Consider the following 25,687-nt stretch of genomic DNA (forward strand, 5'->3'; position numbering starts at 1 on the left):
GAGGGCGCCGGACTCAGCGGCGCGTGCGGGACCGGGCGGACGGCCGGGCGGCGGTGCGGGCGGCCGGGCCCGGCGACGGGCCCTCCTCCGGCTCCGTGGCGGCGGCTTCGGCGAGCCGGATCAGCCGGGCCTCGCAGTGGTCCAGCCAGCGCGCCTCGGCCTCGGCCTGGAAGATCAGCTGCTCCACGACGAGCAGCCACGCCACCTCGTCGCGGTTGGCGGGGGCCTGGGCGAGGGACTGCGCCTTGAGGCGGGTGTAGTCCTGCATGGCCTTCACCGTGTGGTGGCGCTGGGCCTGGATGACGGCCTTGATGTCGACGCCGGGCGCCCCGACCGCCATGGCCAGCTTGATGGCCAGCTCGTCACGGGGCGGGTTGCTGCGGTCGACCGGCGTCTCGAACCAGGCGCGCAGCTCGGCGCGCCCGGCGTCGCTGATCGAGTAGAGGGCGTGGCCCTGGTCGTCCTCGCCGTCCTGGGCGACCAGGCCGTCGCGCTCCAGCCTGCTCAGCGTCGTGTACACCTGCCCGACGTTCAGCGGCCAGGTGGAGCCGGTGCGCGACTCGAATTCGGTGCGGAGCTGGGAGCCGTAACGCGGCCCGCGCTCCAGGAGGGCGAGGAGCCCGTGACGGATCGACATACTGAGTATGTATACCGAGTATGTTGATCACCGCAAGTCTCCGCGGGCAGCGGTTCGGAAGGAGGGCCGTACGTCAGCGGGCCCGGCGCATACGCAGGGCGAGGAAGCCGAGACCCAGCCCGACCAGGGCGATTCCCGCGCCGAGCGACAGCTGCTGGAAGCGCCGCACGGTCGTCCCGCTCAGGGCCTGCCGGCCCTCGGGCGGGGGGTCGCGGAAGTCGGCCGGGTCGGGGGTGAAGACCGGCACGGCGGCGGATGCGGAGGGCGAGGGCCGCGGCTGCCGGTCCTCCAGCGCGTCCTGTTCGGCCACCTCGGCGGCCGAACGCCCGGGCCGCTGCCGCCCCGCCCCGGCGGGCCATCCGGCAAGCGGAGACTGCGCGTCCACGGGACGGGACGCGCTCGGCGAAGGAGAAGCGGAAGACGAAGAAGACGAGGACGAAGACGACGCGTCCGGAGCCGTCGCCCCCAGGGACGCGGCCGCCGTCAGCGCCAGGCAGGCCACGCCCCGAGAAGAGCGTGCGCGGAGCCGTCCCGAAGCCATGCGGTCACCGTCACACGCGACGGCACGACCGGCATCCCGGGTGAGGCGTACGGATGGCGGCCCGCCCGCGAACTACGCGGGGTCCCCCGTGGCGACCTCCAGCTCGAAGTGGGCGCCGGTCTCCGAAACCGCAGCTCCGGACGACGGGAACTGGTTGACGACCTGGTCCTCCGCGTACGCGTTGCCCGGGACCTTCTTCACCTTGAGCGTCCAGCCCGCCGCGTCCGCGCAGGCGCGCACCGAGAGCAGGTCCTTGTACATGAAGTTCGGGGCGTCGACCTTCTGCGGGTCGTCGGTGTCCTCCGACGCGGCCGAGCACTTCTCGGCATCGATCGTCCGGTTCCGCTCCGGATCGCGGTGCTCTCCGGACGGGGACTCGGTGGCCTTGGCGTCCGCGCCGCCCTTGTCGTCGCCGTTCATCGCGATGACCGTGATCAGGCCGCCGATCGCGACCAGCGCGACGACGATCGAGCCGATGATCACCGGCATGTTCCGCTTGGAGCCGCCGCCCGAGGCCGGTGACGTCGTCGTCTGCGGGGAGGCCGCGTACGGCGCGTGCGTCTGGTGCTGCAGCGGCGCCGGGCTCTGGTAGGCCGGGGCGCCCGTCTGCGGGTAGCCGTACGACGGGTTGGTGGCCGGGGCCGGCGTCGCCGGGCCGTACGGGCCGGGGGACTGGTACGGGCCCGGCTGGTACGGCGTCTGGACGCTGTGCGGGGCCGGGGCGGACTGGTCGACGGGCGGGAAGACTGCCGAGCCGACGCCCGAGCCGCTGTTGGCCGGGGCGCCGCCGTCGCCGACGATCACCGGGGCGCCGGTGTGACCGCTCGCGCTCAGCACGCGGGCGATCTCGTCCTGCATGGCCGCCGCGCTCGGGAAGCGCTCGTTCGGGTTCTTCTTGAGCGCGCGGGCGACGAGGGCGTCCATCGCGGGCGTCAGCGACCGGTTGATCGTGGACGGGGCGACCGGCTCCTCCTGCACATGCGCGTACGCGATGGCGAGCGGGGAGTCCGCGTCGAAGGGGAGGCGCCCGGTCAGCAGCTGGAAGAGCATGATGCCGACCGAGTACAGGTCGGAGCGCGCGTCGACGCCGCGGCCGAGGGCCTGCTCGGGGGAGAGGTACTGCGGGGTGCCGACGACCATGCCGGTCTGCGTCATCGACGTCACGCCCGACTGCATGGCGCGGGCGATGCCGAAGTCCATGACCTTCACGACGCCGCGCTTGGTCACCATGACGTTGCCCGGCTTGATGTCGCGGTGCACCAGGCCCATCTCGTGGCTGGTGTCGAGCGCGGCCAGCACGTCCGAGGTCACCTTGAGCGCCTTGTCGGCGGGCATGGCGCCCTGGGAGCGGATGTCCGCCGCGAGCACGGAGCCGAGCGGCTGCCCCTCGACGTACTCCATGACGATGTACGGCATCAGCGCGCCGCCGAGCTCGTCCTCGCCCGTGTCGAACACCGAGACGATGTTGGTGTGCTGGAGCTTGGCCACGGCCTGGGCCTCGCGGCGGAAGCGCTCGCGGAACGACTGCTCGCGGCCCAGCTCGGTGTGGAGCGTCTTGATGGCGACCTGTCGGTCGAGGGCGGAGTCGTACGCCAGGTATACGGACGCCATCCCGCCTTCGCCGAGCAGGTCGCGCAGCTGGTAGCGGCCGCCGGCGACGGACCCGCCCGCGTAACGACCCTGCGAACCGTGTCCGCCGTCGTGGCTCATGACTTGCTTCCCCCTCGGCGCGCGACTCCCGGGAACTCGGCGCGCGACTCACGCGATCATCCGTAATTACTGGCCAAGTCTGCCGTAGGGGTACGACACGTCAAGCCGGGTGCCCGTTCCGTGACCGTACGCGCTGGAAGCGTCTCGGAAGCGTTACAGGATCAGCATGGAATTTGCGTCGGGGGCGCGCCAGCCGATTGGATGGCCGGTCCGGCGCCGAATCGGCTTGTCCCATCGAGGCTGTAGCGTGACGGGGCAATGCGGCCGGCAGCGCAGCCGGCGACGCAGCAAGGCACCGTGAGACCCCGCGGGCGCGCGGACGCGCGGACGGACGCGGACAGATACGACGGCGAGGACTGATGGCACCCGAACCCGAAGCAAACGGCGGCGGCGTTCCGGATGGCACCGATTCCTGGGGCATCGGCGGGGTCGTCGGCGACGGACGCTACCGGCTGACCCACCGGCTCGGCCGGGGCGGCATGGCCGAGGTGTTCGCGGCGGAGGACGTCCGGCTCGGGCGCACGGTCGCGGTGAAGCTGCTGCGCTCCGACCTCGCCGAGGACCCGGTCTCCAAGGCCCGCTTCACGCGCGAGGCGCAGTCGGTCGCCGGGCTCAACCACCACGCGGTCGTCGCCGTGTACGACTCCGGCGAGGACACCGTCGCCGGGCAGACCGTCCCGTACATCGTGATGGAGCTGGTCGAGGGCCGCACCATCCGCGACCTGCTGATCAGCGCCGAGGCCCCGCCGCCGGAGCAGGCGCTGATCATCGTCTCCGGGGTCCTGGAGGCGCTGGCCTACTCGCACCAGCACGGCATCGTGCACCGCGACATCAAGCCCGCCAACGTGATCATCACCAACTCCGGCGCGGTCAAGGTGATGGACTTCGGCATCGCCCGCGCGCTGCACGGCGCGCAGTCCACGATGACGCAGACCGGCATGGTCATGGGCACGCCGCAGTACCTCTCCCCCGAGCAGGCGCTCGGCAAGGCCGTCGACCACCGCTCCGACCTGTACGCCACCGGCTGCCTGCTGTACGAACTGCTGGCGCTGCGGCCCCCGTTCACGGGTGAGACGCCGCTGTCCGTGGTGTACCAGCACGTGCAGGACACCCCGGTCCCGCCGTCGAACATCCTGGACTCGGTGCCGCCGGAGCTGGACGGGCTCGTCATGCGCTCGCTGGCGAAGGACCCGGACGACCGCTTCCAGAGCGCCGAGGAGATGCGCGGCCTGGTCCAGTACGGCCTGCAGATGCTCCAGGTGCAGGGCGGCCACACCGGTACGTGGAACACCGGCCCGGTCGTCCTGAACGAGGGCGCGGGCACCCCGCCCGGCGGCATGACCGGCGCCACCCGCGCCATGGGCGGCTACCCGCAGCACGGGGACACCTCGCAGGCGCCGATCCTGCCGCCGATGAACCCGGACGACGGGGGTTACGACGGCGGCAGCACCCGGCAGGGCGGCGGCCGCGGCAAGCTGTGGCTGTTCGTCGTGCTCGCCCTGATCGCGATCGGCGCGGGCGTGGCCATCGCGCTCAACGCGGCGAACGGGAGCGGCCAGAAGCACGAGAAGCAGCCCACGGAGACCTCCACTTCGCCGACGCCGACGGAGGATTCGCCCACCCCGACGCCCGACGACACCGAGGACAACACCCAGCAGCCGGGCGACAGCACCGGCGGCGGCTGGGACGACGACACCTGGTCGCCGTCGCCCACGCCGAGCGAGACCGCGGAGTCCCCGAGCGCCTCCTCGCCCCAGCCGGGCACGGGCGGATCGGACAACGGCGGCGCGGACGGCGGTAACGGCGGCAACGGCTCCGGCGGAAACGGCAGCAACGGTTCCGGCAACGGCGGTTCGGGCAACACCGGCGACACCGGTACGACCACCGAGGGCGGCAACACCGGCACCAGCGAGGGCGGCAACGCGGGTACCAGCGAGGGCACCGACGCCGGGGCCAGCGAAGGCGCGGCCGAGGGTTCGGAGGGCGCCCCGGGCGGTGCCGCGGCGGGCACGACCGCCGGAACGACGGCGGGCACGGCGGGTACGGGCACCGGCAACTGAGCCCTCCTCACCCCGTGAAGGCCGCGCGCACCGCCTCGTACTCACGGGTCCACCAGACCGCCAGGGCCGACACCGCGGGGAACTGCGGGTCGGCCCTGCGGTCGTCCAGGCAGTAGCGCCAGCGCAGTATCCAGAAGTCGTTGAGCCGCTCCCACCAGACCCGGTGCACCGCCGCCGCCAGCTCCGCCGGGTCCGCCCCGGCCGCCCGCCGGTAGGCCCGGGCGTAGGCGCGTACCTTCGCCAGGTCCAGCGCGCCGGCCGGCTGCACGAAGAAGATCGCGGCCGCCCGGACCGCCTCCTCCGCCCGGGGCTGGACGGCCAGCCGGTCCCAGTCCAGGATCGCGACCGGGTCGGCGCCCCGGTAGAGCACGTTCAGCGGGTGGAAGTCGCCGTGCACCCAGCCGGTCGCGGGCGCACCCGGGTCGGGCGGGCGGCGGTCGGCGTACCGTTCCAGCAGGGTGCGCCGCTCGCGCAGCCGGTGCTCGGCGAGCTCGTCGAAGGCGTCCCGGCCGGCGCGTCCGCGCGCGGCGGCGAGCAGATCGCCGATCAGCGCGAAGGTGTCGGCCGCCTCGGGGCTCGCGTAACCGGGCGGATGCCCGCCGCCGGTCCCCGTATCGCGTTCGGAGCCCATGACCTGCTCAAGACCGGTGTGTACGGCTCCGAGGAGCGTCCCGAGACGTGTCGACTGGGCGAGGGTGAGCTGGGCGCCGCCCCGGTGGAGGCCGTCGACCCAGGGGTGGAGGGCGTAGCAGCGGCCGGCGATCTCGGTGACGGTCCCGCCGTCGCGGTCCCGGACGGGCGGGGCGACGGGCACTCCGAGTAACTGGAGGCGCCGGGTCGCGCGGTGCTGGCGGACGATGGTGGCGCGCTCGCGGGTGGTGTCGTCCGAGTGATGTTTGAGGAAGTACGAGCCCCGCGTGGTGGACACCCGGTAACCGTGGTTGAGCAGGCCCTGGGAGAGCGGGGTGCAGCTGAGCGGCGCCCCGGCGCCCGGGTAGCGGCGAAGCACCTCGCCGACCGGCGGAACCGGCGGGGAGGCGACAGATGAGCGCGACACGCGTCAGATGTTAGATCACGCTGCGTTGCGGATCTGCCGGCTTGCGTGGAAGTCCAGAGTGTGCACCGTGACGAAGTGAGGTTCGAGCCAGAGGTACGAGGGGGCGAACGGCTCGCCGTTGACCTCGACGGGCGCGGGGCCGAAGCGCTCGCGCTGGGCGGGGGTCGGCTCCACGACCCGCGCGGGCCCGGTGAACTGCACGGACCACAGGTCCTCGGTGCCCACCGGGGCAGTGTTGAAGTTGTCCGCTCCATAGGCCACGACCGCGCCGTCGCAGGCGCCGTGGTGGCCGAGCCCGCTGTGCATGCGCAGCACGACGCGCCCGTCGATGACGATGTGCCGGGCCACGGTCAGCATCGGGAGGGCGCGCATGCTGGTCGCCAGCCGGCCGTAGGGGACCCGGCCGAGCAGGTCGATCGCGTGGAGTTCCTCGGTGGACATGCCTTCCACTGTCGGCCAGGGCATGTGGGCGGAATAAGAGGCCGGGGCCCCCGTTTCCCCGGGACCAAAGTCCCTCAGCGCTTCTCGGCCTGGAGCCGGGCCACGTAGGCGGCGGCCTGCGAGCGGCGTTCCATGCCCAGCTTGGACAGCAGGCTGGACACGTAGTTCTTGATCGTCTTCTCGGCGAGGTGCAGCCGTTCGCCGATCACCCGGTTGGTCAGCCCCTCGCCGATCAGGTCCAGGATCTTGCGCTCCTGGTCCGTGAGGTTCGCCAGCTTCTCGTCGTCGCGCCCGCGCTTCCCGTCGCGCAGCCGCTCCAGCACGCGCGCGGTCGCGACCGGGTCCAGCAGCGACTTGCCCTCCGCCACGTCCCGTACCGCCGCCAGCAGTTCGTTGCCCCGGATCGCCTTGAGGACATAGCCCGAGGCGCCCGCCATGATCGCGTCGAACAGTGCCTCGTCGTCGGCGTACGAGGTGAGCATCAGGCAGTGGATGGACTCGTCCTGGGACCGGATCTCCCGGCACACCTCGACCCCGCTGCCGTCCGGCAGCCGTACGTCGAGCACGGCCACGTCGGGGCGGACCGCCGGAATCCGCACCAGCGCGTCGGCCGCCGTACCGGCCTCGCCGACCACCTCGATGTCTTCCTCCATCGAGAGCAGCTCATGGACCCCGCGCCGGACGACTTCGTGATCGTCGAGCAGAAAAACGGTGATTTTTCCTTTTTCGCGCACAATCGCAGTCTCACACACTCACCCCTTCCCTGCCGCTGCCGGGCGGGATAACGTGCCGTTGTTCCGGCGGCCTGCGAGGCTGTGATCAGTGCTGTGACCAGCGAGGCTTCCCGAATTCCTCGATTTACTTGGATATCCAAGCAAAATCGCAGGTCAGGGAGGGTTTCGCAGTTACGGGACGCACTGGGTAACGTGCCTTGGACAGGGCGCTCGCCGGGGCACCTGTCACGCCTGTTTCCCGGACCGAGCGGCACCCACCCCGTGCACGGGTACGGACACAGGCGAGCCGCACTGGTCTCCCGGCAGACCCCGGGGGCCGGACCGACGGAGGAGCACGCACGTGACCGTGGAGAGCACTGCTGCCGCGCGTAAACCGCGACGCAGCAGCAAGCGGACCAGCGCCGCGAAAACGCCCGCGAAGACGCCGGAGGGTTCGACGCCCGAGCTCGTACAGCTGCTGACGCCCGAGGGCGAGCGGGTCGAGCACCCGGACTACTCGATCGACCTGAGCGCGGACGAGCTGCGCGCCCTGTACCGGGACATGGTCCTCACCCGCCGCTTCGACGCCGAGGCCACCGCCCTCCAGCGCCAGGGCGAGCTGGGCCTGTGGGCCTCGCTGCTGGGCCAGGAAGCCGCGCAGATCGGTTCCGGCCGGGCCCTGCGCGACGACGACTACGTCTTCCCGACCTACCGCGAGCACGGTGTGGCGTGGTGCCGGGGCGTCGACCCGACCAATCTGCTCGGGATGTTCCGCGGTGTGAACCACGGCGGCTGGGACCCGAACACCAACAACTTCCACCTGTACACGATCGTCATCGGCTCGCAGACCCTGCACGCCACGGGTTACGCCATGGGCGTGGCCAAGGACGGCGCGGACTCGGCCGTGATCGCGTACTTCGGCGACGGCGCCTCCAGCCAGGGCGACGTCGCGGAGGCGTTCACCTTCTCCGCCGTCTACAACGCCCCGGTCGTCTTCTTCTGCCAGAACAACCAGTGGGCGATCTCCGAGCCCACCGAGAAGCAGACCCGGGTGCCGCTCTACCAGCGCGCCCAGGGCTTCGGCTTCCCCGGCGTCCGGGTCGACGGCAACGACGTCCTGGCCTGCCTGGCCGTCACGCGCTCCGCCCTGGAGCGGGCCCGGCGCGGCGAGGGCCCGACCCTGGTCGAGGCGTTCACGTACCGCATGGGCGCGCACACCACATCGGACGACCCGACGAAGTACCGGGCCGACGAGGAGCGCGCGTCCTGGGAGGCGAAGGACCCGATCCTGCGCCTGCGCACGTACCTGGAGAAGGAGAACGCGGCCGACGAGGCGTTCTTCACCGCCCTCGACGAGGAGAGCGAGGCCCTCGGCAAGCGCGTCCGCGAGGCCGTACGGGCGATGCCCGACCCGGACCGGATGGCGATCTTCGACCACGCCTATGCCGACGGGAACCCGCTCGTCGACGAGGAGCGCGCCGAGTTCGCCGCCTACCAGGCTTCGTTCGCCGAGGAGGGCAAGTAACCATGGCCGTGGAAAAGATGTCCCTCGCCAAGGCGCTCAACGAGTCGCTGCGCAAGGCCCTCGACACCGACCCGAAGGTCCTCATCATGGGTGAGGACGTCGGCAAGCTCGGCGGCGTCTTCCGGATCACCGACGGCCTGCAGAAGGACTTCGGCGAGGACCGCGTCATCGACACCCCGCTCGCCGAGTCCGGCATCGTCGGGACGGCGATCGGCCTCGCTCTGCGCGGCTACCGGCCCGTCGTGGAGATCCAGTTCGACGGCTTCGTCTTCCCCGCGTACGACCAGATCGTCACGCAGCTCGCGAAGATGCACGCCCGCGCGCTCGGCAAGATCAAGCTCCCCGTCGTCGTGCGCATCCCGTACGGCGGTGGCATCGGTGCCGTCGAGCACCACAGCGAGTCCCCCGAGGCGCTGTTCGCGCACGTCGCGGGGTTGAAGGTGGTCTCCCCGTCCAACGCGTCCGACGCGTACTGGATGATGCAGCAGGCCGTCCAGAGCGACGACCCGGTCATCTTCTTCGAGCCGAAGCGGCGCTACTGGGACAAGGGCGAGGTCGACACCGAGTCCATCCCGGGCGCGCTGCACGCGGCGGCCGTCGCCCGCACCGGCACGGACCTCACGCTCGCCGCGTACGGCCCGATGGTGAAGGTCTGCCTGGAGGCCGCCGCGGCCGCCCAGGAGGAGGGCAAGTCGGTCGAGGTCGTGGACCTGCGCTCGATGTCCCCGATCGACTTCGACACCATCCAGGCGTCCGTCGAGAAGACCCGCCGCCTGGTCGTCGTCCACGAGGCGCCCGTCTTCTACGGCTCCGGGGCCGAGATCGCCGCTCGCATCACGGAGCGGTGCTTCTACCACCTGGAGGCGCCCGTGCTGCGGGTCGGCGGCTACCACGCCCCGTACCCGCCGGCGCGGCTGGAGGAGGAGTACCTGCCGGGTCTGGACCGGGTGCTCGACGCCGTCGACCGCTCGCTGGCGTACTGAGGAGAGGAGCGTGACCACGATGACCGACACTTCCAACGCTGCTCGCTTCCGTGAGTTCAAGATGCCCGACGTGGGCGAGGGACTGACCGAGGCCGAGATCCTCAAGTGGTACGTCCAGCCCGGCGACACCGTCACGGACGGCCAGGTCGTCTGCGAGGTCGAGACCGCGAAGGCCGCCGTCGAGCTGCCGATCCCGTTCGACGGCGTCGTCCACGAACTGCGCTTCCCCGAGGGCACCACGGTCGACGTGGGCCAGGTGATCATCGCGGTGGACGTGGCGCCGGGTTCGGGTGACCCCGTTGCCGAGGAGCCCGCCGCCGCCCCGGCCCCGGCCCCCGAGGCCGCTCCCGAGGAGCCGAAGGGTCGTCAGCCCGTGCTGGTGGGCTACGGCGTGGCCGAGTCCTCCACGAAGCGCCGGGCCCGCAAGGGCGCCGAGACCGCGCCCCCGGCGGCCGCCCCCGCCGCCGTCCAGGCCGAGCTCAACGGCCAGGGCACGGCGGCGGTTCCGGAGGCCCGTCCGCTGGCCAAGCCGCCGGTCCGCAAGCTCGCGAAGGACCTGGGCATCGACCTGGCGACGGTCACCCCGACCGGCGTCGGCGGTGTCATCACGCGCGAGGACGTGCACGCGGCGGCGACGCCTTCGGAGCCCGTGGCTCCTTCGGCGCCGTCCGTGGCGCCCGTGGTCGCGGAAGCGGAGGTTCCTGTACAGCAGGGCGCCCGCGAGACGCGTATCCCGGTCAAGGGCGTCCGCAAGGCCATCGCGCAGGCCATGGTGGGCAGCGCGTTCACCGCCCCGCACGTCACCGAGTTCGTGACCGTCGACGTCACGCGCACGATGAAGCTCGTGGCGGAGCTCAAGGAGGACAAGGACATGGCGGGGGTGCGGGTCAATCCGCTCCTCGTCATCGCCAAGGCCCTCCTGGTCGCGATCAAGCGGAACCCCGGGGTCAACGCGGTCTGGGACGAGGCGAACCAGGAGATCGTCCAGAAGCACTACGTGAACCTGGGCATCGCCGCCGCCACTCCGCGCGGCCTGATCGTCCCGAACATCAAGGACGCCCACGACCAGACGCTGCCGCAGCTGGCCGCGTCCCTGGGCGAGCTGGTCGCCACGGCCAGGGACGGCAAGACGTCCCCGGCCGCGATGGCGGGCGGCACGGTGACCATCACCAACGTGGGCGTCTTCGGCGTCGACACCGGTACGCCGATCCTGAACCCGGGCGAGTCCGCGATCCTCGCGGTCGGCGCGATCAAGCTCCAGCCGTGGGTCCACAAGGGCAAGGTGAAGCCCCGTCAGGTGACCACGCTGGCCCTGTCGTTCGACCACCGGCTGATCGACGGCGAGCTGGGCTCCAAGTTCCTGGCGGACATCGCCGCGATCCTGGAGCAGCCGAAGCGGCTGATCACCTGGGCGTAGTTGCCCGTTACGAGGGGCCCGCGCGAGATTCGCGCGGGCCCCTCTGCTTTGTAACAAGGGTGTATGAGACACCGGTTGGGCGCAACGCACCCCCGTCCCGGACGGTTCTTGCTGATCAGAACCGTTCGCTCAACGGAAACCGAGGACGAAACGATGCGCGCCCACAAGATCACCCTCGCCGCCCTGGTCGTCGCCGCGGGCCTCTCGCTCACGGCCTGCCAGAACGACGGCGACGACACCGCGGCGACGACCGACCCGTCGTCCGTGGCGACCACCTCCCCGTCCGCCGGCGGTGCGGGCTCGGACGGTTCGGACGCGGCTTCCCCCGAGGCGAGTTCGGGTGGAAAGGACACCACCGCCGGGGCCGGGACCGGCGAGCAGAGCACGTCCGGCAAGTGCCGCACCGACGGGTTGAAGATCACGGCGATCGACAACTTCATCGACGGCGACCCGCAGGGGACCGTCGCGGTGGAGATGAAGAACACCAGCGGCCGGGACTGCGTGATCGCGGGGTTCGCGGGCGTCGACCTGAAGACCAACGAGGGCACGCTGTCCGCCGAGCGCAAGGGGGAGCCCGGAGACCCGTACGTCCTCAAGAACGGGAAGACGATCGCCTTCTCCGTCACCTACCCGCTCAACGAGACGGGCGGCACCGGCGTCCGCATCACCAACCTGGTGGTGACCCCGCCCAACGAGACGAAGTCGGTCACCCTGCCCTGGCCGGGCAAGCCCTCGCTGCCCGTCACGGACGGCTCCGGCGAGCCCGTGCGGGTCGGCCCGATCGGCAGCGCGGGCCAGGGCGGCTGAGCCGTACGCTTCGCGCGGAGGCCGGCGCCCGGAGGCCGGCGCCCGGGGGCCGTCGGCAGGGCTCAGGGGGCGACCGAGAGGACGATCTTGCCCGTGGTGCGGCCGGTTTCCCCGTGGGCGTGGGCCTTGGCCGCCTCTTCGAGCGGGAAGACCTCGTCCACGATCACGCGCAGATCTCCGTCCTCCACCAGCGACGCGATCGCGCGCAGCCCCGCGTGGTCCGGCTCGACCAGCATGAACACCGCCCGTACGCCGACCGCTTCGGCCTCCTCGGCGGGGAAGGCGTCGTCGGGCGGCAGCAGCGAGACCAGCGTGCCGCCCGGCCGCAGCGTCCGCAGGGACCTCGCCCAGCTCGGGCCGCCGATGCCGTCCACGACGACATCGACGTCCCGGACGGTCTCGGCAAAGTCCCGGGTGCGGTAGTCGATCAGCTCGTCGGCCCCCAGTGAGCGCAGCAGCTCGTGCTTGGCGGCGCCGGCCGTGCCGATGACGTACGCGCCCCGGGCCTTGGCGATCTGCACGGCCAGATGGCCGACGCCCCCGGCCGCCGCGTGGATCAGGACCCGGTCGCCGGGCCGGACGCGCGCGGTGTCCACCAGCGCCTGCCACGCGGTGAGCGCGGCGAGCGGCAGGGCACCGGCCTCGATGTGGCCGAGGCCCCGGGGCCTCGGGGCGAATTGCCGGGCCGGGGCGGCGACGTATTCGGCATAGGCGCCCGCCGGGTGCGGGAAGCGCGGCATCCCGAACACCGCGTCGCCGGGCCGGAAGAGCGTCACGCCGTCGCCGACCGCCTCGACCACCCCGGAGACGTCGAAGCCCAGCGTGAACGGGAGCGCGGTGCCGTCGGCGAACACGCCCCGCTCGCGGGTCTTCCAGTCCGCCGGATTCACGCCCGCCGCGTGCACCCGGACCAGGATCTCGCCCCTGTCCGGGCGCGGACGCGGGGTCTCCACGAGCCTGAGTACGTCGGGTGAACCGGCGGTGTCCTGGGTGAGGGCACGCATGGTGGCCTGGTCCATGAGGGCACACCTTCCTTTCGGTTGGGGTACGCGGTGCGTGTCCCCAGCCTGTCCGGGCGGGCGGCCGTCCCGTAGTGGCCCGATGGTCAGGCAGTGAAAGGATCGGGCCATGCATCATGTCGGCGTACTGGCCCTGGACGGTGTCGTTCCCTTCGAACTCGGCATCCCCGCGCGGATCTTCGGCGCCGCGCGCGATGCCGCGGGTGACCCACTCTACTCCGTGACCACGTGCAGCGTGGACGGTGCGCCCGTCCGCACCGAGGCCGACTACCGGCTCACCGTCTCCCACGACGCGTCGTTGCTGGCCACCGTCGACACGGTCGTCGTCCCGCCCTCGCACAGGCTGGGTCCCGTCCGCGACGAGGGCCGCCTGCCCGGCCCCCTGCGCGAGGCGCTGGACGCGATCCGCCCCGGCACCCGGATCGTGGCGATCTGCACCGGCACGTACGTCCTGGCCGCCGCCGGGCTGCTCGACGGGCGCCCCGCCACCACGCACTGGCGCGAAGCCGGGCGCCTCCAGCGCATGTTCACCACCGCGCGCATCGACCCCGACGTCCTCTTCGTGGACGACGGCGACGTCCTGACCTCCGCCGGGGTCGCCGCCGGGATCGACCTCTGCCTGCACATCGTCCGCCGCGACCACGGCAGCGAGATCGCCAACGAGGTGGCCCGCTCCTGCGTCGTCCCGCCCTGGCGCGACGGCGGCCAGGCGCAGTACATCCGGCGCCCCGTCCCCGACCCCGCCGCCACCGGCACCGCCCCCACCCAGGCGTGGGTCATGGACCGCCTCGCCGAGCCGGTCACCCTGGCGGACATGGCCGCGCACGCCCGCGTCAGCGTGCGCACCTTCACCCGCCGCTTCCGCGACGAGGTCGGCACCAGCCCCGGCCGCTGGCTCGTCCGCCAGCGCGTCGACCTGGCCCGCCACCTGCTGGAAACCACCGACTGGCCCGTCGACCGGGTCGCGACCCGGTCCGGCTTCGGCACCGGCGTCTCGCTGCGGCAGCACCTCCACGCGGCGCTCGGCGTCACGCCCCAGGCGTACCGCCGCACGTTCCGCCCGGCGGGGTAGGGCCTGTCCGGCGGATCATGGCCGGGGTCGCGACGCCTGGCACGGCACCTCGCCGCGTTGCCGAAACGCCCGAATAGCTCCGCTATTAGGACGCTCCGGCGCCTTGCGATGCACCGCACCAGACGCCGCGCCCTACCCGACCCTGATCCGCCGGACAGGCCCTAGGGCCTTCAGGACCCCGTGGACTCCCAGGCGGCCTCGATCATCCCGAAGATCTCGTCCACCGCGGCTTCCGGATCGGCCGCCTCGCGGGCCAGAGCGTGCGCGTCGACCACGAACCTGGCGATCGTCCGGCAGACCGTCGGGGTCCGGGACAGCCCGGGGTCGGCGGCGATGGCCGTCGCCAGCGACTCCGCGTGCCGCAGCCTCATCGACTCCTCGTACTCCCGCAGGGAGGTCGATCCGTCGATCATGCGCCAGAGGGGGGCGGCGCCGTCCGCCGTGCAGTGCCGGACCATCGCGTGGATCTCGCGGCGCAGCGCGGGCATGAGCGGTTCGTCCGGCGTGCGGCCGGAGACCGCCTGCGCGAGCCGGTGCTCGAAGTCGGCGTCCTGCTCGAACACGAGGGCCTCTTTGGAGGCGAAGTGGGAGAAGAGCGTGGTGACGGCCACGTCCGCCTCGGCGGCGATCTCCCGGATGCCCACCGCCTCGTATCCGCGTTCCAGGAAGAGCCGCAGGGCGGTGTCGGCGATCTTCTGGCGGGTCGCGGCCTTCTTGCGCTCGCGGCGCCCGGACTGCACGGTCATGCGCTCACGCTAGCAGGTACGTATCCGTAACCGTTTCAAAACGCTAACCGTTAGTGTTATGTTGCCCGGCATGAAGAAAGTGAGCTTCGCCGAGTTCGGCGGCCCCGATGTCCTGCGCCTCATCGACGCCGAGGAGCCCCACGCGGGCCCCGGCCGGATACGTATCGCCGTGCGGGCGGCAGGGGTGAACCCCGTCGACTGGAGGGTCCGCGAGGGCCAGGTCCTGGGCGCCCATCCGACCGTGCTGCCCTCCGGCGTCGGGCTGGATGCCGCCGGGATCGTGGACGAGGTGGGTGAGGGTGTCGAGGGCGCGGCGATCGGCGACCGCGTGTTCGGCGAAGGGGTCGACACCTACGCCGAGTTCGCCGTGCTGTCGGCCTGGGCCCGGATGCCCGAGGGGCTGACGTTCGAGGAGGCGGCCGGGTATCCCTCCGTGGTGGAGACCGCCCTGCGCGTCATCGACCAGGTCGGCGTACGGGCGGGCGAGACGCTGCTGGTGAGCGGGGCGTCCGGGGGCGTCGGGTCGGCGGTGCTCCAGATCGCCCGGGACCGGGGCATCGCGGTGATCGGCACGGGCGGCGCCGCGAACCAGGACTACCTGCGCGGGCTGGGCGCGTTCGCCACGACGTACGGCGACGGCTGGGTCGAGCGGGTGCGGCGGCTCGGCCGGGTCGACGCGGCGCTCGATCTGGCCGGCTCGGGCGTGATCCCCGAACTCGTCGCGCTGACGGGCGATCCGGGCAAGGTGATCACCATCGCGGACCTCGGCGCCCCGGAATTCGGCGTCCGCTTCTCCGGCGTGGCCGGCAGCGTCCCGGACGCCCTCGCGGAGGCGGTTGACCTCATCGAGCGGGGGAGGCTCCACATCCCGGTCGAGAAGTCGTACGCCCTTGCGGAGGCGGCGCAGGCGCACGCGGACAGCCGGGCGGGTCACACGCGTGGGCGGCGAGTCATCGTCGTCCGGCCCGCCGCCTGACCGGAGGGCTTCTCTGGTGCCCGCAGGGCGAGTTCGGCGAACACGGTCTTCCCGACGGTGTGGGGCTCGACGCCCCATCGGTCGGCGACCGCGTCCACGAGGACGAGCCCGCGCCCGTAGCACTCGTCGCCGCCGGCCTCCCGAATCCCGGGCAGCCGCTCGCCCCGGGGGTCGGTGACCTCCACGCGGAGGCCGGCACCGGTGAGGGCGACCCGCACCCGGATGAGCCGCCCCCGCAGGCTGCCGTGGATGAGCGCGTTGGTGGCCAACTCGGAGACGAGGAGAGCGACTTCCCCGGCGCGGTCGGCGTGCCCCCATGCACTGACGAGCCGCGCGGCACGTCGACGGGCGAGCGAGACGCTGCGGGCGGTGGGCGTGTAGTCGAGGCAGTCCTCGTGGAGCGGTGCGTTGTCCTCGGGAAGCGTGCGGGCTGCGGTCATGGGTGGGGCCTCTCTGGGTAGGGCGGTGGCATTGCCGGCCGTTGCCCTGCGGGCATGGCGGTGCGCTTCCGCTGGCGCGGTGCCGGTGTGTGACCGGTTCGAGGCTGAACGTAGCGGCGCCGAGGCGCCAGGTTCAAGGGTCTGGGGAATATATTCCCCACACGGGTTACGTGTGCATGCGCGGGCTCAACGAGCTGCGACACTGGTGCCGTTCACCGGGAGGTCGATATGCAGGCATCTGGCAAGAGGGCGACTGGCAACCGGGTCTCGACCGTTCTCGGGCGACGGCTCGGTGGAGAGTTGCAGGGGCTGCGCGTGGCGGCCGGTAAGACGCAGCGCGAAGCGGCTGAGGTGCTGAGCGCCACCCAGACCAAGGTGGTGAAGATCGAAAGCGGTCTGGTTCCGGTGCGGGACCCGGACATCCTTGCCCTGTGCGCGTTCTACGGGGCCAAGGACCAGCGCGCCATTGCTCAGCTGCTGGAACTGGCCAAGACCGACCGTGAGCGTAGGAAGGTCAAGGGCTGGTGGACTGACGGGCTCGTCCCGGGTGCGGCGTCGTATATCGCCATGGAAGATGTGGCGGTTCGCAACAGGCAATGGCAACTCGCCCTGATCCCCGGGCTGTTTCAGACGGCTGAGTACACCAGGGCGATGGGTGTGGCCGACTCGCTCTGGGAGGACTTGGACCAGGTCGAAGCAGTGGTTTCGACTCGGGCTCGACGGCAGCAACGACTGTACGGCGACAACCCATTGATCATGCACGCTGTGATCTGGGAAGCGGCCCTGCGGCAGGCCGTTGGCGGCGCCGAGGTCATGAGGCGGCAGCTCAACCACCTGTGTGAACTGGCTGAACTGTCAAACGTTCATATCCAGGTGCTCCCGTTCCGCGCCGGTGGGCACAGTGGTGTTGGCGGTCCGTTCAACATTCTGTCGTTCGGCGAGGATGAGGCCATGGACGTGGTCCACATGGACACGCCGCGCTCGGAGGTCTGGATCGAGGACGCGGAGCGCAGCAGCGTATACGTCGAGATGTTCAACAGCCTGTCGCGCTCCGCGCTGGCCCCGTACGACTCGATGCAACTTATGCAGAGCATCGGCAAAGGAATGAGCGAGTGAAGGTGTTCCAGTTCGTCAAGTCCAGCTACAGCACGCTGGAGAAGGACTGCGTCGAGGTCGCCCGCAATATCCCCGGCACCGTCGCCGTCCGCGACTCGAAGCGGGCCGCCGGGCCCGTCCTCGTACTCAAGCCCACCGCGTGGGACGCCTTCCACGCCGCGCTGCGCCGACCGTAGCGGTCGGCCGGAAAGGCCGCTGTTCTCCAGGTCCAGGTCATGACCGGCATCCTGCTCACCTGGGCACTGCCACGCCCGGTTCAGGGAGGCACGCCGTACGGAGTACTACGACGACCCGAAGGCCCCGAAGCCGAACAGCCTCGTCGTCGCCGCCTCTGCGATCATCACCGACGACGCCGGCCGCATCCTTCTTCAGCGCCCTTGCGACAACGGCCTGTGGGCGCTGCCCGGGGGCGGGATGGACATGGACGACTCGCTGCCCGGCACGGCGGTGCGCGAGGTGAGGGAAGGGACCGGGCTCGATGTGGAGATCACCGGGCTTGTCGGTACGTACACCGACCCGAAGCACGTCATCGCATACAGCGACGGCGAGGTGCGGCGGCAGTTCAACGTATGTTTCACGGCTCGGGTCACCGGTGGACGGCTGGCAATGTCGGACGAATCGACCGAACTGCGCTTCGTCGCGCCCGTAGATGTCGACGCGCTACCGATGCACCACACGCAGCGGCTGCGCCTCGGCCATTACCGGGAAGGCCGCGCGCAGCCGTATCTGGGCTGACTGTCGCGCGTCGGTTCCCCGTGGGTACGCATTGGTGCCACCGGTCTCGTGTCCGGGCCGGGACGGGGTCGGCGCCCCGGACGCGCCCGGGTGTCAGCGCTCGTCCCCCGTGACCCGTACCACCAGCACCGCCACATCGTCACGCTGCGGGACCTCCGCGAGGCCCGTGGAGAGCATCTGGAGGAGGAGGGGGAGGGGCTTGTCGGCGTGGTGGGACAGGAGCGCGGCCGTGTGGGTGGTGGCCGTGTCGATGTCGGCGTCGCGGCGTTCGACCAGGCCGTCCGTGTAGAGCAGGAGCACGCTGCCCGGGGGCAGGGCACGGGTGTGGTCCTCGCGAGGCGGGGCGTCCGGGAGGCCGAGCAGGAGGAGGTCGTGGTCGGTCAGGGGGGTGACGCCCGCACCCGGGGTGTAGAGGAGCGGCGGGGGGTGTCCGGCGTTGGACCAGGTCAGGCGCCAGTGGTCGGCGTCGCGGTCGAGGCGGGCGTGCACCGCCGTGGCGCCCACGCCCAGGGGCAGGACGTCGATCGCCTTGTCGATGGCGTGCAGGGCGGCGGCGGGTGAGCGGGCCGGGTCGTCCAGGCTCGCCTGGCGCAGCATGCTGCGGATCTGGCTCATCACGGTGGCGGCCCGGACGTCGTGGCCGATGACGTCGCCGATCGAGATCATGAGGGCGGCGGGCAGCGGATACGCGTCGTACCAGTCGCCGCCCACCATGTCCTGGTCGGCGGCGGGCAGGTACAGGGCCGCCATGTCCAGGCCGGGCACGTCCGGCAGCTCCGTCAGCATCGCGGCCTGAAGCTGTTCCGCGGTGCTGAGCCGGTTCGCGACGAAGCGGGTGCGCTCCACGGCCTGGCTGACATATCCGGCCACGGTCGTCAGGACCGCCTCCTCGGTCGGCGCCATGACGTGCGGGCGGGACCAGCACCACGTCAGCACGCCGTGGCCGTTCGGCAGCGGCACGCACAGGACGGACTGGAGGCCCAGCGAGTCGTAGCCCGCGACGGCCTCGGGCCCGAAACCGGCCACGAGCGCCGCGCGGTCCGGCACGAAGACGGTGCGCCGTTCCCGCATGGCCAGCGCGCTGGGGAAGGGCGCGTCCCCGTCGAGACGGTCGATGGTGCTCTCCACCGGGCGCACGTCGTCCGGGTCGATGACCCGCCACAGCCCGGGACCGTCGGCCAGCAGCAGACCCACGAACGCGGGCTCGGCGGGCCCCTGGAACAGGCGGCGCAGGCGGCGGGTCAGGTCGGTCAGATCATGGGCGTGGGCGAGCTCGACCGAGGCGCGCAGCAGCAGACCGGCGTGGTCGCGGTCCCGCTGGATCAGCTCCGACGCGATCCTCAGCCGCAGCTCCATCGAGCAGGCGGCGGTGAGGTCCTCCAGGTCGTGCAGCTCGTCCGCCGTCCACTCCCGCGGCCGGTGGTCGATCGCGCAGAGCGAGCCGAGGACGTGTCCGTCGGCGTCCGTCAGCGGCATACCGGCGTACGCGATCACCTGGAGGTCCGGGATGGCGAGGCTGGCGCAGGTGCGGGGGTGCGCCCGGGTGTCGCTGAGGACCAGCGGGCCGCCGTCCGCGACGACGTGCTGGCAGAAGGAGTGGCTGAGGGGGGTCTCGCGCCGGGCCGCCCAGGCGCCGGACATCCCGAACATGCCGGGGAAGACCTGCCGGTCGGGCTCCAGCAGTGAGACCAGGGAGACCGGGACGCGCAGCAGCCGCGCGACCAGCCGCGCGAACCGGTCCATGCCGGGATCGGCCGCCGCGGTCAGCCCCGCCAGCCGCAGCGCCTCCAGCCTTCCGGGGTCCCTCACCCCATGGCCCCCGGCCGGGCGGGCAGGGACGGCGCGATGTCCACAAAGCGCATTTTATGAATATACGGGCGATGGTTCGCGCTGTCCTGGCCTGCGGCCGGGCCCCTACCCCCGCCGGACCTCCGTGTCGCCGTTGACCGTGCGCAGGGTCAGGCGGTGCGCGTGGTCGGAGCGCTCGGCGGCCGGGATGTCCGAGGTCGAGCGACCGTTGACGGTGTGCGCCTCGGTCGCGTACGGGGGTGTGCCGGGCGGGAGCGTGACGCGCGCGGAGCCGTTGCGGGTCGCGCCGCTGAGCGTGTCCGGAGCGGTGGCGCACCGCACGTCGACGTCGCCGTTGACCGTCTCGGCGTCGATGCGCAGGCCCCGGAGGCCGGTCGCGCGGACGGACCCGTTCCGGGTCACCAGGTGCTGGTGCGCGCCTTTCGCGCCGGAGTCCTGCACGGTGATGTCGCCGTTGACGGTGCTGAGGCTCAGCCCGCCCCGTACGCCGCTCACGTCGATCCCGGCGTTGCGCGCCCGCACGGTGAGCGTGACGCCGGAGGGGACGCGTACGAGGGGCATGCCGCCGCAGTTGTCCCGGGCCCGGTCGTCGCGCGCGTCGCCCTCGTCGCAGGGCAGGTCGAGCGTGTACGTATCCCCGTCCCCGTCCCCGTGGGCGAGGACGGAGCCGTCCACCGCGACGCGGTCCCCGTCCGTCCCGACGATCCGCACACCGCCCTGGGTGGTGACGACGAGCCGGGCGCCCTCCGCGAGGGAGGCCGCCCGGAAGTCCCCGCTCCGAGGCTCCGCGCCACCGTGCCCGCAGGCGGACAGCACCAGCAGCGCGCACCCGGCCAGGGCCACGCGTCCCTTCGCCACGCTCCACGATGAGGTCATGGGGTGCGTGTGCCCCGGGAACGGGGGCTTACGGGGTCAGGTGATCGCGGGGCTGCGGCGCTCCACCAGGACGACGTCCCGCCAGACGCCGCGGTGGCGGCCGATCCGCTCCCGGGTGCCGATGACGCGGAATCCGGCACGCCGGTGCACGGCCAGGCTGGCGGTGTTCTCCGGGAAGATGCCGGATTGGACGGTCCAGATCCCGGCCCGGTCCGTGGAGTCCGTCAGCGCCGTGAGCAGCGCGGAGGCGATCCCCCGGCCGCGGGCGTCCGGGTGGACGTAGACGGAGTGCTCGACCACTCCCGCGTACGCGCACCGGTCCGAGACCCGGCAGGCCGCGACCCAGCCCAGCACGGTCCCCGCCCCGTCCAGGGCGGCGAACCGGTGCCCGGGCAGCTTCGCGGCGTCGAACGCGGCCCAGGACGGCGCCTCGGTCTCGAAGGTGGCGTTGCCCTCGGCGATCCCCGCCTCGTAGATCGCGAGCACTTGGTCCGCGTGCGCCGCCGTCAGTGGCACGACTTGTGTCAACTGCGGCCCCCGCGCCCGCCCGTGAACGCCGAGATGATCCAGATGACCAGCAGGGCCAGAAACACGACGACGATGATCGTGGGAAGCGCTGACATCCCGGTCCCCCTTGGAGTCGTGTGGCCCGTGAGGCTCAAGGGGCCTGGGTCGAGCGGATGTTACGCGCCTGCGGTGAGGGCCGCCAGGGTTCCGCCACGCCCCGCGGATCAGTAACTGCCGGTGGAGCCCAGCGCGCTGCCGACGCGGCCGGAGCTCTCGGAGGCGCCGCCCACCGCGTACGAGGTGTAGTCGGCGTCGTTGAGCATCGGGGTGTAGCAGGAGTACTGGCCGGACGCGCTGTCGTAGTGCGGGGTGCCGCAGTACTCCCAGGCGTTGTCCTGGTCGCGGACGACCTTGGCGTAGACGCTGTTCCCGTCGGACCAGACCCGGGCCCAGACCGTCCGGCACGACGGGCTGTAGCGCAGCTCCACCGTGCCGACCCGGGCGCCGTTCACGTAAAGGGCCTGCGAGCGGGCGGTGTACGCCCCCGAGGCACAGCCGGACGACATGGGGTCGGCGCCGTCCCGCGCGGCCGCGTCGGCGGAGCCGGACAGGCCGAGGGCGAGTCCGGCGACGGCCGCGGCCACGGCGGTCGCGTGCTTGAGGGTGCGGGCGAGCTGCATGAGCGGTCCTCCGGGAGGAGCAGGGGTGGATGTGGGGGCACCGTGGCACGGCCGGCGGGGGCCGGTCCACGGTTCGCCGTCCCGTCCCGCGGCGGGCCCGACGGGACGGTGTCCCGGGACGGCGCGTCCCCCGTCCCAGGGACGTGAGCTGCTGGAACGGGCCGGATCCTGCGTGCCAACGTCGGTGCGAGAAGCGGCCGTCAGCCGCCCCCACCCCCAAGGAGCCACCCATGGCATTCAGCAGCACGGCCAAGCGCGCGGCGGTCGTCGCCGCCTCCACGCTCGCGCTGGCGCTGGGCATGACCGGAACCTCGCACGCCCTCGCCCGGGACGGCGTCGACCCCAACGCCTCCGGCTGCTCGTCCGACGCGTTCACGGCACGGCAGGCGCACATCCTGGACCGCGACGGCCGGACTTACATCGGCGTCGTGGAGCTGCGGTACAGCCCTTCCTGCCGCACCACTTGGGTGCGGGTCCAGGGCGACCAGCCGTACCTGCACGGGAAGGTGCAGCGGACGCAGGACTACGCGCAGCAGGAGTGCGGCTCCGTCGATTACAGCGCGAGTCTCGGTCAGTACTACTGCTTCAGCCCGATGCTCAACGACGCCGGCTACACCTCGTACGCCTTCGGCTACGAGGTGCGCAACGGGGTCGTGAGCAACGAGGCCATCACCACCATTTACTGACGGGACCAGACCATCACCGGGTCCTGCTGATCCGCCCCACCCACATCCAGGGAGCAACCATGCGTATACCGGCCCTCTTCGGGCGGACGGCCGTGATCGCCGTCGCGTCCGCCGCCCTCGCCACCGGATTCACCGGCTCCGCCTCCGCCGCGAGCCGCGACGGCCAGGACCCGATCTCCTCCGGCTGCTCGGCCACCGCCGTCACGGCCGCCTCCCGGGCGCTGTACGCGAAGGGCGCCCAGGTCGGCACCGTCGAGCTGCGCTACAGCACCGCCTGCCGCACCACCTGGGTCCGGGTCTACTCGGACGGGCCGAACTTCGGCGGTTACGTCAACCGCGTCCAGGACGGCGCCACCCAGTGGTGCGGCGGCCCGAGCATCGCCGCCAACGGCCAGGAGACCTGCTTCAGCGCGATGCTGAACGACGCGGGCTACACCTCCTGGGCCGCCGGTTACGCCTCCGACGTCATCGGCTACGACGAGTCGGGTACGCACACGACCTCGGCGTACTGAGCGCTAGCGGGCGCGCAGCGCCTCCGTGCCCGCGTACCGGGCGCCCGCGCCCAGCTCCTCCTCGATGCGGATCAGCTGGTTGTACTTCGCGGTGCGGTCGGACCGGGACAGGGAGCCCGTCTTGATCTGGCCGCAGCCCGTGGCGACCGCCAGGTCCGCGATCGTGGTGTCCTCCGTCTCGCCGGAGCGGTGCGACATGACGACCGTGTACCCGGCGCGGTGCGCGGTGGAGACCGTGGTCATCGCCTCCGTCAGGGTGCCGATCTGGTTGACCTTCACCAGGATCGAGTTGGCGACCCCGGAGGCGATGCCCTCGCGCAGCAGCGCGTCGTTGGTGCAGAACACGTCGTCGCCCGTCAGCTGGCAGCGGTCGCCGACGCGGGCGGTCAGCTCGCGCCAGCCGTCCAGGTCGTCCTCGGCCATCGCGTCCTCGACCGACACGACGGGGTAGGCGTCGATCAGTTTCACCAGGTAGTCCGCGTGCTCCGCGGGGGTGCGGCGTACGCCTTCGCCCGCGTAGTCGTACACCCCGTCGCGGAAGAACTCCGACGTCGCCGGGTCCATGACCAGCCCGATGTCCGTGCCCGGCCGGTACCCCGTGCGCTCGACGGCCGCCACGACGAAGTCCAGCGCCTCTTCCGCCGTACGGAGGGCGGGCGCGAAGCCGCCCTCGTCGCCGACGCCCGTGGAGTGGCCGGCGGCGAGCAGGTCGCGGCGCAGGGTGTGGAAGACCTCCGAGCCCATGCGGACCGCCTCGGCGAAGGTCTCCGCGCCGATCGGGGCGATCATGAACTCCTGGAAGTCCAGCGGATTGTCGGCGTGGGCGCCCCCGTTGACGATGTTCATCATCGGGACGGGCAGCAGCCGGGCGTCCGACCCGCCCAGGTACCGGTAGAGCGGCAGGCGGTGGGCGGCCGCCGCGGCCTTCGCGGCGGCGAGGGAGACGCCCAGGATCGCGTTGGCGCCGAGCCGGGACTTCGTGGCGGTGCCGTCGGCCGCCACGAGCGCGGCGTCCAGCCCGGCCTGGTCCTCCGCGTCCCGGCCGACGACGGCCTCGGTGAGCTCGGTGTTGACGTGGCGCACGGCCTGGTCGACGCCCTTGCCGTGCCAGCGGGCCGGGTCGCCGTCGCGCAGTTCCACGGCCTCGCGGGCGCCGGTCGACGCCCCGGAGGGGACCGCGGCCCGGCCGAGCGAGCCGTCCGACAGGACCACGTCCACCTCGACGGTGGGATTGCCCCGGCTGTCCAGGACGCGGCGGCCGGTGACGGAAGTGATGGCGGTCATGGGAGTCCTTCCCGTTGTCGCGTTGCCGCGGTCCGGCTGCGACGACGGTGGCGCGGGACCCGGCGGAACAACTCTACAGCAATGCTGTTCAGTGAGGCTGTGTAGTTGTGCTGAACAGTTCTGCTGTGCAGTCTTCTGGCCTGTTTCCGCCCCCGCGCTAAAGTGCGGTATGCCCCTCCCGGAATCCGCCTCCATCGCCGCCGAGCTGCGCACAGCGATGGGCAAGCTCACCCGCCGCGTGAAGCTTGAGGACCAGATGCCGCTCGGCCAGGTGGCCGTGCTCGGCGAGCTGGACCGTAACGGCGCCCTGACCACCAGCGAGCTCGCCGCCAACCAGCGGGTGCGGCCGCAGTCCATGGCGCGCGCGGTCGGGCTGCTGATGGACCAGGGGCTGATCACCCGCCGCGCCCATCCCACCGACGGCCGCAAGAGCCTGGTCGAGCTGTCGGAGGCCGGGCGCGCTCTCCTGGAGGAGGAGCGCGAGCGCCGGGCCGACTGGCTGGCCCGCGCGATCGACGCGGAACTGAGCGAGGAGGAGCGGGCGTTGCTGGCCCGCGCGATCGGGCTCGTGGGACGCCTCGCGGCGCACTGACGGTGGTACGGGTGGTGCGGGGGCCGGTCCGTCGAGGACCGGCCCCCGCCGCCTCACCGTCCTATCGCCTTACCGCCTCACCGCTTCAGCAGAAAGCCGAAGTCCGTCGACGTCCGCCCGGTCAGGCGGACCGGCGCGACGAGCTTCCCCTCGGCCAGCAGGCGTTCCGTCTCGGCCCGCGAGAGGCCGAAGCCGTCCGCGACCAGGCGCAGCGGGCGGACGGGAACGGGGACGGCGAAGCGGACGGACACCTCGGCCACCTCGCGGCCGAGGTGATCGTCGCCCCCGGTGTCCAGGCGCCAGGCGCCCGTCCAGTCGAGGGCGATGCGGTTGCGGCGCCGCACGACGCCGTCCCGGAGGAGTTCGCCCGCCAGGACCGGATCGTTGGCGTGCATCCGGTCCAGCAGCCCGGGCCGTACGGAGCGGACGTGCGCGCGCTCCAGGACCGTGACCTTGGTGGTGTCCCCGCACCCCGTGCAGAGCGCGAGGAGCCAGGCATCGAGCAGCTTGTGGTGCGCGTTGACGCGGAACTTGCCGTGGGCCCGGAAGGTCCCGGACGCGCAGGCGTGGCAGCGGCGCCGGACAAGGGGCAGACGTGTGGGCATGACGGCCCAATGGGAGAGCACAGGTGTACACCGGTTTCCGTGTGAGAAATCCGCAGCGGGAAGCGGCACGGCGCACAGGGTGCGACGCGCGGCTGATCAGCAGTGGGGAGGTCTCACGCGATGTACAACGGAACGCCCTTT

27 protein-coding genes and 1 pseudogene are annotated in these 25,687 nt (G+C 72.0%); 13 read left to right on the plus strand and 15 right to left on the minus strand.

Annotation, left to right across the window (positions count from 1 at the left end; translation table 11 throughout):
* Positions 1 to 13 precede the first annotated feature (13 nt).
* The 3 genes from AMK18_RS20860 to AMK18_RS20870 form a co-directional block, all read right to left on the minus strand.
* Positions 14 to 637 (minus strand): PadR family transcriptional regulator, encoded by a 624-nt coding sequence (locus AMK18_RS20860; protein ID WP_018101951.1) that lies wholly within the window; start codon positions 635 to 637, stop codon positions 14 to 16.
* A 73-nt stretch (positions 638 to 710) separates the two neighbouring features.
* Complete coding sequence (locus AMK18_RS20865; protein WP_239079328.1) at positions 711 to 1,022, minus strand: hypothetical protein; 312 nt, start codon at positions 1,020 to 1,022, stop codon at positions 711 to 713.
* A gap of 228 nt (positions 1,023 to 1,250) precedes the next feature.
* On the minus strand, positions 1,251 to 2,888 hold the full coding sequence (locus tag AMK18_RS20870; RefSeq protein WP_073863893.1) for a protein kinase domain-containing protein: 1,638 nt from the start codon (positions 2,886 to 2,888) through the stop codon (positions 1,251 to 1,253).
* 359 nt (positions 2,889 to 3,247) lie between these two features.
* Between AMK18_RS20870 and AMK18_RS20875 the strand changes: the two genes are divergently transcribed.
* Positions 3,248 to 4,948, plus strand: coding sequence for a protein kinase domain-containing protein (locus AMK18_RS20875; protein ID WP_073863894.1), 1,701 nt, complete (start codon positions 3,248 to 3,250; stop codon positions 4,946 to 4,948).
* 7 nt (positions 4,949 to 4,955) lie between these two features.
* Here the strand turns inward: AMK18_RS20875 and AMK18_RS20880 are convergent, their stop codons facing one another.
* The 3 genes from AMK18_RS20880 to AMK18_RS20890 all read right to left on the minus strand — a co-directional run bounded on the left by AMK18_RS20880 (position 4,956) and on the right by AMK18_RS20890 (position 7,180).
* Positions 4,956 to 5,957, minus strand: coding sequence for a phosphotransferase (locus AMK18_RS20880; protein WP_073863895.1), 1,002 nt, complete (start codon positions 5,955 to 5,957; stop codon positions 4,956 to 4,958).
* A 63-nt stretch (positions 5,958 to 6,020) separates the two neighbouring features.
* Positions 6,021 to 6,446 carry a pyridoxamine 5'-phosphate oxidase family protein gene (locus AMK18_RS20885; RefSeq protein ID WP_018101956.1) on the minus strand — a complete coding sequence of 142 codons (426 nt, stop codon included), beginning with the start codon at positions 6,444 to 6,446 and terminating at the stop codon, positions 6,021 to 6,023.
* Positions 6,447 to 6,520: 74 nt separating this feature from the next.
* Positions 6,521 to 7,180 (minus strand): response regulator, encoded by a 660-nt coding sequence (locus tag AMK18_RS20890; protein WP_026171370.1) that lies wholly within the window; start codon positions 7,178 to 7,180, stop codon positions 6,521 to 6,523.
* A 340-nt stretch (positions 7,181 to 7,520) separates the two neighbouring features.
* On the opposite strand from AMK18_RS20890, the gene pdhA reads away from it, so the two are divergent.
* The 4 genes from pdhA (at position 7,521) to AMK18_RS20910 (ending at position 11,891) form a co-directional block, all read left to right on the plus strand.
* Positions 7,521 to 8,684 (plus strand): pyruvate dehydrogenase (acetyl-transferring) E1 component subunit alpha, encoded by a 1,164-nt coding sequence (gene pdhA, locus AMK18_RS20895; protein WP_018101958.1) that lies wholly within the window; start codon positions 7,521 to 7,523, stop codon positions 8,682 to 8,684.
* A gap of 2 nt (positions 8,685 to 8,686) precedes the next feature.
* On the plus strand, positions 8,687 to 9,667 hold the full coding sequence (locus AMK18_RS20900; protein WP_018101959.1) for an alpha-ketoacid dehydrogenase subunit beta: 981 nt from the start codon (positions 8,687 to 8,689) through the stop codon (positions 9,665 to 9,667).
* A gap of 10 nt (positions 9,668 to 9,677) precedes the next feature.
* The gene (locus AMK18_RS20905; protein WP_073863896.1) at positions 9,678 to 11,084 is read left to right on the plus strand and encodes a dihydrolipoamide acetyltransferase family protein; all 1,407 of its coding nucleotides are present in this window, start codon (positions 9,678 to 9,680) and stop codon (positions 11,082 to 11,084) included.
* A gap of 153 nt (positions 11,085 to 11,237) precedes the next feature.
* Positions 11,238 to 11,891: a DUF4232 domain-containing protein gene (locus AMK18_RS20910; RefSeq protein ID WP_073863897.1), complete on the plus strand. Its 654-nt coding sequence runs from the start codon at positions 11,238 to 11,240 to the stop codon at positions 11,889 to 11,891.
* A gap of 62 nt (positions 11,892 to 11,953) precedes the next feature.
* On the opposite strand, the gene AMK18_RS20915 is transcribed toward AMK18_RS20910, so the two are convergent.
* Positions 11,954 to 12,910, minus strand: coding sequence for an NADP-dependent oxidoreductase (locus AMK18_RS20915; RefSeq protein WP_073863898.1), 957 nt, complete (start codon positions 12,908 to 12,910; stop codon positions 11,954 to 11,956).
* A 109-nt stretch (positions 12,911 to 13,019) separates the two neighbouring features.
* Between AMK18_RS20915 and AMK18_RS20920 the strand changes: the two genes are divergently transcribed.
* Positions 13,020 to 13,982, plus strand: a complete 963-nt coding sequence (locus AMK18_RS20920; RefSeq protein WP_073863899.1) for a GlxA family transcriptional regulator — start codon at positions 13,020 to 13,022, stop codon at positions 13,980 to 13,982.
* A 170-nt stretch (positions 13,983 to 14,152) separates the two neighbouring features.
* Here the strand turns inward: AMK18_RS20920 and AMK18_RS20930 are convergent, their stop codons facing one another.
* The gene (locus tag AMK18_RS20930) at positions 14,153 to 14,728 is read right to left on the minus strand and encodes a TetR/AcrR family transcriptional regulator (protein ID WP_073863900.1); all 576 of its coding nucleotides are present in this window, start codon (positions 14,726 to 14,728) and stop codon (positions 14,153 to 14,155) included.
* A gap of 70 nt (positions 14,729 to 14,798) precedes the next feature.
* Between AMK18_RS20930 and AMK18_RS20935 the strand changes: the two genes are divergently transcribed.
* A complete protein-coding gene (locus tag AMK18_RS20935) occupies positions 14,799 to 15,704 on the plus strand; it encodes an NADP-dependent oxidoreductase (protein WP_073863901.1) in 906 nt (301 codons plus the stop codon).
* On the opposite strand, the gene AMK18_RS20940 is transcribed toward AMK18_RS20935, so the two are convergent.
* Positions 15,659 to 16,144 carry an ATP-binding protein gene (locus tag AMK18_RS20940; RefSeq protein WP_073863902.1) on the minus strand — a complete coding sequence of 162 codons (486 nt, stop codon included), beginning with the start codon at positions 16,142 to 16,144 and terminating at the stop codon, positions 15,659 to 15,661. The two genes, AMK18_RS20935 and AMK18_RS20940, sit on opposite strands and share 46 nt — an antisense overlap.
* Positions 16,145 to 16,372: 228 nt before the next feature.
* Here AMK18_RS20940 and AMK18_RS20945 point away from each other — a divergent pair, with 228 nt between their 5' ends.
* The 3 genes and pseudogenes from AMK18_RS20945 to AMK18_RS20955 form a co-directional block, all read left to right on the plus strand.
* The gene (locus AMK18_RS20945) at positions 16,373 to 17,260 is read left to right on the plus strand and encodes a helix-turn-helix domain-containing protein (protein WP_073863903.1); all 888 of its coding nucleotides are present in this window, start codon (positions 16,373 to 16,375) and stop codon (positions 17,258 to 17,260) included.
* Complete coding sequence (locus AMK18_RS20950; protein WP_073863904.1) at positions 17,257 to 17,436, plus strand: DUF397 domain-containing protein; 180 nt, start codon at positions 17,257 to 17,259, stop codon at positions 17,434 to 17,436. The genes AMK18_RS20945 and AMK18_RS20950 overlap by 4 nt, the downstream gene beginning before the upstream one ends.
* A 94-nt stretch (positions 17,437 to 17,530) precedes the next feature.
* Positions 17,531 to 17,995, plus strand: a pseudogene (locus tag AMK18_RS20955) (NUDIX domain-containing protein); the annotation flags it as partial.
* Positions 17,996 to 18,088: 93 nt separating this feature from the next.
* Here AMK18_RS20955 and AMK18_RS20960 read toward each other — a convergent pair.
* The 4 genes from AMK18_RS20960 to AMK18_RS20975 form a co-directional block, all read right to left on the minus strand.
* On the minus strand, positions 18,089 to 19,804 hold the full coding sequence (locus AMK18_RS20960; RefSeq protein ID WP_073863905.1) for a GAF domain-containing SpoIIE family protein phosphatase: 1,716 nt from the start codon (positions 19,802 to 19,804) through the stop codon (positions 18,089 to 18,091).
* Positions 19,805 to 19,909: 105 nt separating this feature from the next.
* Positions 19,910 to 20,680 carry a DUF4097 family beta strand repeat-containing protein gene (locus tag AMK18_RS20965; protein ID WP_073863906.1) on the minus strand — a complete coding sequence of 257 codons (771 nt, stop codon included), beginning with the start codon at positions 20,678 to 20,680 and terminating at the stop codon, positions 19,910 to 19,912.
* A gap of 36 nt (positions 20,681 to 20,716) precedes the next feature.
* Positions 20,717 to 21,196, minus strand: coding sequence for a GNAT family N-acetyltransferase (locus AMK18_RS20970; protein ID WP_198957049.1), 480 nt, complete (start codon positions 21,194 to 21,196; stop codon positions 20,717 to 20,719).
* A gap of 215 nt (positions 21,197 to 21,411) precedes the next feature.
* Entirely contained in the window at positions 21,412 to 21,867 is a 456-nt protein-coding gene (locus AMK18_RS20975; protein WP_073863908.1) for a DUF2690 domain-containing protein, read from the minus strand.
* Between the two features lie 230 nt (positions 21,868 to 22,097).
* Between AMK18_RS20975 and AMK18_RS20980 the strand changes: the two genes are divergently transcribed.
* On the plus strand, positions 22,098 to 22,553 hold the full coding sequence (locus tag AMK18_RS20980) for a DUF2690 domain-containing protein (RefSeq protein ID WP_073863909.1): 456 nt from the start codon (positions 22,098 to 22,100) through the stop codon (positions 22,551 to 22,553).
* 59 nt (positions 22,554 to 22,612) lie between these two features.
* Positions 22,613 to 23,065: a DUF2690 domain-containing protein gene (locus AMK18_RS20985; RefSeq protein ID WP_073863910.1), complete on the plus strand. Its 453-nt coding sequence runs from the start codon at positions 22,613 to 22,615 to the stop codon at positions 23,063 to 23,065.
* A 3-nt stretch (positions 23,066 to 23,068) separates the two neighbouring features.
* Here the strand turns inward: AMK18_RS20985 and eno are convergent, their stop codons facing one another.
* Entirely contained in the window at positions 23,069 to 24,349 is a 1,281-nt protein-coding gene (gene eno / locus AMK18_RS20990) for a phosphopyruvate hydratase (RefSeq protein ID WP_073863911.1), read from the minus strand.
* 169 nt (positions 24,350 to 24,518) lie between these two features.
* Between eno and AMK18_RS20995 the strand changes: the two genes are divergently transcribed.
* The gene (locus AMK18_RS20995; RefSeq protein WP_018101980.1) at positions 24,519 to 24,941 is read left to right on the plus strand and encodes a MarR family winged helix-turn-helix transcriptional regulator; all 423 of its coding nucleotides are present in this window, start codon (positions 24,519 to 24,521) and stop codon (positions 24,939 to 24,941) included.
* Positions 24,942 to 25,018: 77 nt separating this feature from the next.
* On the opposite strand, the gene AMK18_RS21000 is transcribed toward AMK18_RS20995, so the two are convergent.
* The gene (locus tag AMK18_RS21000; protein ID WP_073863912.1) at positions 25,019 to 25,567 is read right to left on the minus strand and encodes a DUF1062 domain-containing protein; all 549 of its coding nucleotides are present in this window, start codon (positions 25,565 to 25,567) and stop codon (positions 25,019 to 25,021) included.
* Positions 25,568 to 25,687: the final 120 nt, after the last annotated feature.

Source organism: Streptomyces sp. CB01249 (assembly GCF_001905735.1).
GTDB lineage: Bacteria > Actinomycetota > Actinomycetes > Streptomycetales > Streptomycetaceae > Streptomyces.